This is a genomic window from Pelosinus fermentans DSM 17108, from assembly GCF_000271485.2.
Lineage (GTDB): Bacteria > Bacillota > Negativicutes > DSM-13327 > DSM-13327 > Pelosinus > Pelosinus fermentans.
This window is the reverse complement of record NZ_AKVN02000001.1, coordinates 2,245,713-2,255,000: the sequence shown is the minus strand read 5'-3', so window position 1 is coordinate 2,255,000 and position 9,288 is coordinate 2,245,713. Positions and strand designations below refer to the sequence as shown.

Genomic DNA, 9,288 nt, shown 5'->3' with positions numbered 1-9,288 from the left:
CCTCCACGCAATTTTACCTGCGCTTCAACCTGGCCATGGATAGATCACTGCGGTTTCGGGTCTACAACAACTAACTAATCGCCCTATTAAGACTCGCTTTCGCTGCGGCTCCACATCTTCTGCTTAACCTCGCTAGTTACTGTAACTCGCCGGTTCATTCTTCAATAGGCACGCCGTCGACCACATAAGGGTCTTCGACTGCTTGTAGACATACGGTTTCAGGTTCTTTTTCACTCCCCTCCCGGGGTGCTTTTCACCTTTCCCTCACGGTACTATACGCTATCGGTCGCCAAGGAGTATTTTGCCTTGGAGGGTGGTCCCCCCTGCTTCCCACAAGGTTTCACGTGTCTCGTGGTACTCTGGATCTCAGCCATCTTGCTCTGCTTTTCGTCTACGGGACTGTTACCCCCTATGGTCTACCTTTCCAGGTAGTTCGACTAAGCCTGACTTGAATTATGCTGGTCCTCAACCCCGAATCAGTAAACTGAATCGGTTTGGGCTCTTCCCCGTTCGCTCGCCGCTACTTAGGGAATCTCGCTTGATTACTTTTCCTCTGGGTACTTAGATGTTTCAGTTCCCCAGGTGCCCTCCTCATGGTCTCAGCCATGGGTAACAATGCATTACCATTGTTGGGTTTCCCCATTCGGATATTCACGGATCAATACCTGCTTGCGATTCCCCGTGACTTTTCGGAGCTTACCCCGTCCTTCTTCGGCTCTTGGCGCCAAGGCATCCACCGTATGCCCTTATTAGCTTGACTTCATCAATCTAATAGTCGGTTTGCAATAACCTATCATCTGCGTTGTCGCTCCTGCGGGCACTTACTACGACGTACAGAAGTACGACTCCGTTCGTGTCCTCGTCGCTCCTAGCATCTGACAGCTTCTTGCCAACCTTTACTTGGTGGTATATTCGAGTTTTTAAAAACAGGAATATACATGTTTCAAATAATCCTAACATGCTCGGTAATCACCCTAATATTACTATTAGAATTATTACGTTGCTTTCTTCTGTGCAGTTTTCAAAGAACATCTGCACCACTTACCAGCAAATGCTGATTCAGCGATACAGGAGGATCTACTATATTATCATATCCGTTGAATTCCTTCAACAGGTATGTTTTGGTATTCCCTCAAAACTAAGCAATGTAAGTATTGTGAACAACCAGATGTGTCGACCTTGGATTAGAATCCTGTATTTCAAGAATTCAAATCTCCATAGAAAGGAGGTGATCCAGCCGCACCTTCCGATACGGCTACCTTGTTACGACTTCACCCCAATCACTGATCTCACCTTCGACGGCTGGTTCCATTGCTGGTTACCTCACCGGCTTCGGGTGCTCTCAACTTTCGTGGTGTGACGGGCGGTGTGTACAAGGCCCGGGAACGTATTCACCGCAGCATGCTGATCTGCGATTACTAGCGATTCCGACTTCATGCAGGCGAGTTGCAGCCTGCAATCCGAACTGAGAGCTTGTTTTTGGGTTTGGCTTCACCTCGCGGCTTCGCTACCCTCTATTTAAGCCCATTGTAGTACGTGTGTAGCCCAAGACATAAGGGGCATGATGACTTGACGTCATCCCCACCTTCCTCCGTGTTATCCACGGCAGTCTCCCATGAGTTCCCACCTTTACGTGCTGGCAACATAGGATAAGGGTTGCGCTCGTTGCGGGACTTAACCCAACATCTCACGACACGAGCTGACGACAGCCATGCACCACCTGTCTATCTGTCTTCCGAAGAAGAACTCTCTATCTCTAGAGTCATCAGACGATGTCAAGCCTTGGTAAGGTTCTTCGCGTTGCGTCGAATTAAACCACATACTCCACCGCTTGTGCGGGCCCCCGTCAATTCCTTTGAGTTTCAACCTTGCGGCCGTACTCCCCAGGCGGGGTACTTATTGCGTTAACTCCGGCACTGGAGGGGTCGATACCCCCAACACCTAGTACCCATCGTTTACGGCCAGGATTACCGGGGTATCTAATCCCGTTCACTACCCTGGCTTTCGCGCCTCAGTGTCAGACACAGTCCAGAAAGTCGCCTTCGCCACTGGTGTTCCTCCTAATATCTACGCATTTCACCGCTACACTAGGAATTCCACTTTCCTCTCCTGCACTCAAGAATAACAGTATCCAATGCTTCACGGGGTTAAGCCCCGAACTTTAACATCAGACTGATTATCCCACCTGCGCGCGCTTTACGCCCAATAATTCCGGACAACGCTTGCCACCTACGTATTACCGCGGCTGCTGGCACGTAGTTAGCCGTGGCTTTCTTGTCAGGTACCGTCATTATGGATCATTATTTACAATCCACACATTCGTCCCTGAAAACAGAGTTTTACGATCCGAAAACCTTCTTCACTCACGCGGCGTTGCTCCGTCAGACTTTCGTCCATTGCGGAAGATTCCCCACTGCTGCCTCCCGTAGGAGTCTGGGCCGTGTCTCAGTCCCAGTGTGGCCGTTCATCCTCTCAGACCGGCTACTGATCGTCGCCTTGGTGAGCCGTTACCTCACCAACTAGCTAATCAGACGCAGACCCATCTTCTAGTGATAGCTTATAAATAGAGGCCACCTTTAGTATTTTGAGTATGCACTCAAAATACAACATTCGGTATTAGCACCACTTTCGCAGTGTTGTCCCCAGCTAGAAGGTAGGTTGTCTACGCGTTACTCACCCGTTCGCCACTATCTGATATTCAACACTCAATCTTCAGCTATTGTGTTGGCACTTGTTAAATGCGTCAAGCGCTCTCTTCTTTCGCGCTTGACGCTTGGCTACACTGCTAAATATTCAGTGTTGAATACCAGACCGTTCGACTTGCATGTGTTAGGCACGCCGCCAGCGTTCGTCCTGAGCCAGGATCAAACTCTCCATAAAAGTTTATTTATGAAGAACCTTGATGGCTCTTTTAAAAAACAAATTGTTTGTGTCAGTTCATTTGCATGAACCAACTGTTTTGTACTCCAAAACGAGTACCGCACATCTGGCTTATTTTAACCTTACTTACATTGTTTAGTTTTCAAGGAACACATGACATACACTAAGACTTTTATTTCAGGAAGTTCATCATCGCTCGTAAGCAACTTCTATATAATAACATAACCACTTTCATATTGTCAACTTTTTTATTTAATATTTTACAACTTTAAATAGTCCTGTTATTACTAGGCTTCTAAATGAAGGCATACATCTTAATTACGTAAATGTAAATCGACTAGAATGAATATTTTTCATGTAGAAAAATATTAGCGGAGGTTATGATCCGTTAGACTTAAGATTACAATTCTAGCGACAATACCTCTCGCCAATTACTATACATTTTTACAAGATTAACAATATGTAGTAATGTAGATCTCACTCAATTCATCTAATACTCGCTTCATTTCAATTATGCTTTCATTAGCTAAATTATATTTAGCTAAATCATCACTATGTAACACCGAAGACAATTTTCCAATACGAGATAACAGCTCTAATTTTTCCATGTACTTAACTTACACCTCTATTTTTAAAGTCACAAGGCTTATTGTACCAACGAAAGCTTTTCTTGTAAAGAAAAAAATGGATAGATAAGTTTAAAGAAATTTTTGTACAGCACTACCATTGAGATAATCACAGCGCTTCCCTTGCCAAGTATCGCGATCTACCAATGTCTTCTCAATATCATCACGAATTTTCCACCAACCTGTCTGCCAATTCGTAAATAAAGTGTTTTTCTCTGGAGCTCGACCGATTAAGCGCTGCACTGCGATATCGGAATGTAAATATTCTAAAAAGGTTACTACTCTTTCTACATATTCATCTTTTGAAATTAGATTTATTTCGCCTTTTTGATACCAGTCAGCCATTGTTGTATCTTTTACAATATACAATGCATGAAGCTTTACCTGATTGACTCCCATAGCTGACAATACTTTGGCACTTTCAATTACATCCAGTTCATCATCCCAAGGTAAATTCAATATGATATGAGCACAAACTTCAATATTATGCTTTTTAATCCTTAATGTTGCATCCAGAAATTCGGCTAATGTATGTCCTCTATTTACTTTCTTTAAGGAATGATAATTTACGGTTTGAAGTCCCAATTCAATGCTAAAGTCAATGTTTTTTTCTTGGCTAATCTTTGACAACATTTCTAGATATTGATCATTCACACAATCTGGTCGAGTTGCCAACGCAATACTCACTACATCTTCCTGACAAGCTTCATAAACATACTGCTCAAGCTGCTGCACTGGCAGATAGGTGTTACTAAAATTTTGAAAGTAAGGAATAAATTTTTTTGCTTTATATTTGGCTGCAATATGAACACGATTTGCTGCAATTTGCATTGCTACGGTCATGGAAGCAGGTAAGTTTTCATATCCAGCACCAATTTCGCCACAAAATACGCATCCTCCCTGTCCACAACTGCCATCACGATTAGGGCAAGTAACAGGTAAACTGACAGGCAATTTATATACCTTTTCACCATAACGTTGGCGAAGAAAATCTGAATAAGCGTTATAACGCATGATAATCCCGCCCTTCAATTTTCTTAAAGTCATCACATGCAATATATTGATATTGAGTATTATCCTGTCCATAGGAAAAGAGTATGGGCTTTTTCTTGTAACTAATCTTACCTGGCTGTTTTATGTATTCCAGTAGGTCAATTGAAAAAACTTCAATACGATATTTCTTTTTAAGATCCCGCCAAGTAGTGAAGATATAATCAGGTATGTAGTTACGCACCACATTTGCATTGCGCCAAAACTCATTCTTTTCTTCTATCCATTGATCTTGATTCCAAGACAAAAACTCTGGTTGTATTGTGCCTTTCTCACTCATAAGAGCATCAAACTTTAAAAATTCCTGACATACGCTTATTTCTTTTTCATGGTGAATCGAACAAAAATCTAATAAGTATTTAAAGATTGACTTATTACTATGAGCGACTAAATGCAGCTGTTCCTCTTCCCAATAGGTGGATAAATCGTGGTAAAAACGAAAAGCATTGCCGCCGTGCAATCGAATTAAAAAATCTAACGTATACTTGAAGCGCCCTGTATTATACACCTGATTAAAAACTTCTTCTACTATTTTAAGCTTTCTTACTTCCCCATAAGTTAGACTATCATTACTTAATACTTCATAAGGTGCTTCATCCAAAAATACGTAGCCGCATTCATTGGCAATATTACGAAGCCCAGCTCCTTTTAACATTTTTAAAAAACCGATTTGCAGCATATGTGGTCCTAGTTGATAGACATCATTAAATGACTGCTCGAACTGCATATAACCTTCGTAAGGTAGTCCTACAATTAAGTCTAAATGTACATGTATATTTTGATTTGAAATAATACCCGTTACATTTTCAACGATTTTAGACCAATTATTATGCCTAGAAATTTTATTAAGTGTAGGTTCATAAGTAGATTGAATACCAATTTCAAATTGAAATCTTCCTACAGGTACGTCTTTTAAAAATGTCAATACCTCATCATCTAGAAGATCAACAGCAATTTCAAAATGAAAATTAGTACGACAATCTTGCGTTGCTAAAAAACGTAATATAGGTAAATAGTGTTCTTTCTTAGCATTAAAAGTCCGATCAACAAATTTGACTTGCCTTACATTATGTCTAATAAAAAATTCTAATTCTTTGTATACACGATCTAAATTTAAAAAACGTACACCTGAGCTAGCACTTGATAGACAATATTGACAAGAAAAAGGACATCCTCGGGCACTTTCATAATAAATGATTTTATCTTTTAGCTGCTCCATATCACTATCACGATAAGGAAAGGGTATTGTATTTATAATTCCAATAATTTGCGGCTTGCCTACAATAATTTCTTCCTTTTGCCGAAATGACAAACCTTCAATAGTATGAATCGTTGTATTAGAGGTTAGTGCTGTCAATAACGCCCGAAGAGTGTCTTCTCCTTCTCCTTGCACCACATAATCAATCCCAATATTTCTTTTCATCACATCCAAAGGATCATAAGATACTTCTGGTCCTCCCAATATAATAACCACTTTAGGTAATACTTTCTTAAGCAGTCCAGCCAATTTCAAAGTCATATCAATGTTCCATATATAACAGGACAACCCAATAATATCAGGTTTTTCACTATAGATATCACTCAAGATAACAAGTAAATCATTATTAATTGTATATTCTTTTACCACAATCTCAGAATTTACTATGTTACAAGCCATTTTTAGATATTTCAAAGCTAATGATGAATGAATATACTTCGCATTCAACGTTGATAAAACTACTTTCACTATTTAATCACTCCATATATATATATTCAAATATTAAGTTTCCTACTTATGGGTTATTCCCCCTTTATACGCTCTTCTTTCCTTAATATTCACCACCTGCATGTGTTTTGAATACTATAAAATAAAAGTAACCTTTAAAGGAAGGTGCCATAATGCGGATAGTCATAGATGGACAAAAAGTACCTGTTAATGTCCGAGTTAGTAGAGACTTATTAATGACACTAAAAGCGATGTCACAAACACTTCATTGGCGGATCACTTATGACACAGCCAATGAATTAGTGTATATTTACTCCCCTAATTATGTAGCCCCTGGATCTTTAGATCGTCCTGCACCAGTAATCGATGAACCCGAAAGTCAACGTTTATTGGGCAAAATCATCTGTCTTGATGCTGGGCATGGCGGAAACGATCCTGGCGCTATTGGTCCATCCGGAACAATGGAAAAGGATAATACATTAGCAATCACATTACTTTTGCGGGATATGCTAGAAAACAATGGCGCAACAGTAGTACTGACTCGTGACAGTGATCGCAATGTGTCTTTGCCTGATGCTTCCGATGGAGAAGAACTTGCTGCCCGAGTAGAAATTGCCAAAGATTCAAATGCTGATATCTTCATCAGTATACACAATGATTCCTTTACCGGCAACACAGCTGTAGGGACCACTACTTTTCATTATGGTGATCCCCAATCCATTAAATTAGCTGCTCTTGTACAGAAAAATTTAGTAACAGAGCTAGGAACTAAAGACCATTCATCTCGATTTGCAAGTTTTTATGTTATCCGCTATACAAAAATGATCGCTATTTTAATCCAAGCAGCCTTTATTTCAAACCCAGAGGAAGAAGTTCTACTATCGAGTATTGATGGTAGAACGAAAATAGCTGAAAGTATTTTTCAGGGCATCGTAAACTTTTATAAAGTATAAGAAAGATATTTTTCCATATGCTATACAGGAATCTTAAACTATCTTGCTAATATATACAACTATATCTATATTATTCAAAGGAGTGTATACATGTTTAAAATGCTACGAGTCCTTCCACTATCTCTTACTAGAATTAAGTACAGCAATACTAGCGGTGGCGCCGCTACTGACGAAGCCTCCCATGTGCCGCCTCGCAGTGAAATACCCGATCAATATAAATGGCATCTAGAAGATATTTATGCGAACGATGAGCTTTGGCAGCAAGATTTTAATACCTTAAAGAGCAGTTTAAAAGAAATCACTCAATATGCTGGTACATTAAAAAACTCATCTCAAGATTTATTAGCGTGCCTTAAAGAACGGGATGAACTTGGTATAATCAGCGGCAGATTATATGCCTTTGCCCGTATGCATAAAGATGAAAATACATCGGACACCAAATATCAAGGGATGACGGGAAAACTAGAATCATTACTGGCAGAAGCAGGTGCAGCTACTGCGTTTATTGAACCTGAAATTTTGGCTTTGCCTGATGAAACATTAACCACATTTCGTCAGCAGGAAGACGGATTAAAGGAATATAGTTTTTACTTTGATAATCTTGCCAGACAAAAAGAACATGTGTTATCTCCTAAGGAAGAAGCCATCTTATCCAGGATTTCAGACATTACACAAGCATCTGAAAATACCTTTAATATGTTAGCACATGCAGATATGGAATTTCCACAAACAATCGATGAGCAAGGCCAAATGGTACAATTAAGCGAGGGACGTTATAGTCTATTTATCCGTTCCAGCGACCGAAATGTTCGTCAACAAGCTTTTAATAATTTGTTTACTACTTACAACCACTACCGCAATACCTTTGCTTCTACATTAAGTGGAAATGTGAAACAAAATGTTTTTTATGCAAAGACCCGTAATTATTCCTCCACATTGGAATCTGCTTTAAAGGGTGACAATGTACCAACGGAGGTGTATGATAATTTAATAGCTACTGTCCGCAAGAATCTTGCCCCCTTGCATCGTTATGTCGCTCTTAAGAAGAAATTTCTGCAGTTAACTGACATTCATATGTATGATTTATATACTCCCCTAGTTAAAGAGGTAAATTTCCCCTTTCCTTATGAGGAAGGGTTGAAACTAGTTTGTACGGCTCTTAAGCCTCTAGGTTCAGAATATGCCCAAATTCTAGATAAAGGCTTAACTTCTGGATGGATCGATGTTTACGAAAATAAGGGAAAACAGACAGGTGCCTATTCCTGGGGAAATTATGGAACCCACCCTTTTGTATTACTCAATTATAATAATCGCTATGATGATGCCTCAACATTGGCTCATGAAATGGGGCATGCCATTCATAGTTATTACAGTCAAGAAAATCAGCCTTATGCCACTTCATCTTATACGATTTTTTGTGCCGAAGTTGCTTCCACTACCAATGAAATACTCCTATTACATCATATGCTTAATACCACAACAGATAAGAACATAAAACTCTATCTCATCAATCAGTATTTAGAGCAAGTACGAGCTACCGTTTACCGTCAAACTATGTTTGCTGAATTTGAAAAAATGATTTATGAAATATCCGAAGAAGGTGAAACTCTCACAGCAGATAGTCTCGATACGTTATGGCATGATCTTAACGTAGCCTACTATGGTTCCAATATCGTTGTTGACAAAGAATTAGACATCGAGTGGGCAAGAATTCCACATTTTTACTCAGAATTTTATGTGTATCAATATGTTACAGGCTATTCTGCTGCCACAACCTTAGCGGATAAAATACTTAAGGAAGGTCAGCCAGCTCAAGAAAAATATATTAATTTTCTAAAAAGCGGTGGTTCTGATTACTCCCTCAATATTTTAAAGCAGGCTGGCGTTGATATGTCTTCACCAAAACCAATTGAAATAACATTAAATAATTTCTCTACCATGCTGGATCAAATGGAAAAGCTATTAACACAATAGAAACGTTATAATAAAAAAGACTGGTTAACCAGTCTTTTTTTTATTAAGAGTATAGCCAACCAATGATATAAAAATACTATGATAATAGAGGTGATATTTC

General features: G+C 39.5%; 4 protein-coding genes and 2 rRNA genes (1 of these 6 cut by a window edge). 2 read left to right on the top strand and 4 right to left on the bottom strand.

Annotated features, from left to right (window positions below; genetic code table 11):
• The 4 genes from FR7_RS10180 to FR7_RS10160 all read right to left on the bottom strand — a co-directional run.
• Positions 1 to 760 (bottom strand): 23S ribosomal RNA (locus FR7_RS10180); it reaches 2,173 nt to the left of the window's first position.
• A 461-nt stretch (positions 761 to 1,221) separates the two neighbouring features.
• Positions 1,222 to 2,880, bottom strand: a 16S ribosomal RNA gene (locus FR7_RS10170).
• Together the 16S and 23S rRNA genes form the textbook arrangement of a ribosomal RNA operon.
• Positions 2,881 to 3,578: 698 nt before the next feature.
• Complete coding sequence (gene mnmL / locus FR7_RS10165; protein WP_007936672.1) at positions 3,579 to 4,520, bottom strand: tRNA modification radical SAM protein MnmL/YtqA; 942 nt, start codon at positions 4,518 to 4,520, stop codon at positions 3,579 to 3,581.
• Positions 4,510 to 6,282, bottom strand: a complete 1,773-nt coding sequence (locus FR7_RS10160) for a B12-binding domain-containing radical SAM protein (RefSeq protein ID WP_007936670.1) — start codon at positions 6,280 to 6,282, stop codon at positions 4,510 to 4,512. The genes mnmL and FR7_RS10160 overlap by 11 nt, the downstream gene beginning before the upstream one ends.
• A gap of 152 nt (positions 6,283 to 6,434) precedes the next feature.
• On the opposite strand from FR7_RS10160, the gene FR7_RS10155 reads away from it, so the two are divergent.
• Entirely contained in the window at positions 6,435 to 7,214 is a 780-nt protein-coding gene (locus FR7_RS10155) for an N-acetylmuramoyl-L-alanine amidase family protein (protein ID WP_007936668.1), read from the top strand.
• 90 nt (positions 7,215 to 7,304) lie between these two features.
• The gene (pepF, locus tag FR7_RS10150; protein WP_007936666.1) at positions 7,305 to 9,188 is read left to right on the top strand and encodes an oligoendopeptidase F; all 1,884 of its coding nucleotides are present in this window, start codon (positions 7,305 to 7,307) and stop codon (positions 9,186 to 9,188) included.
• Positions 9,189 to 9,288: the final 100 nt, after the last annotated feature.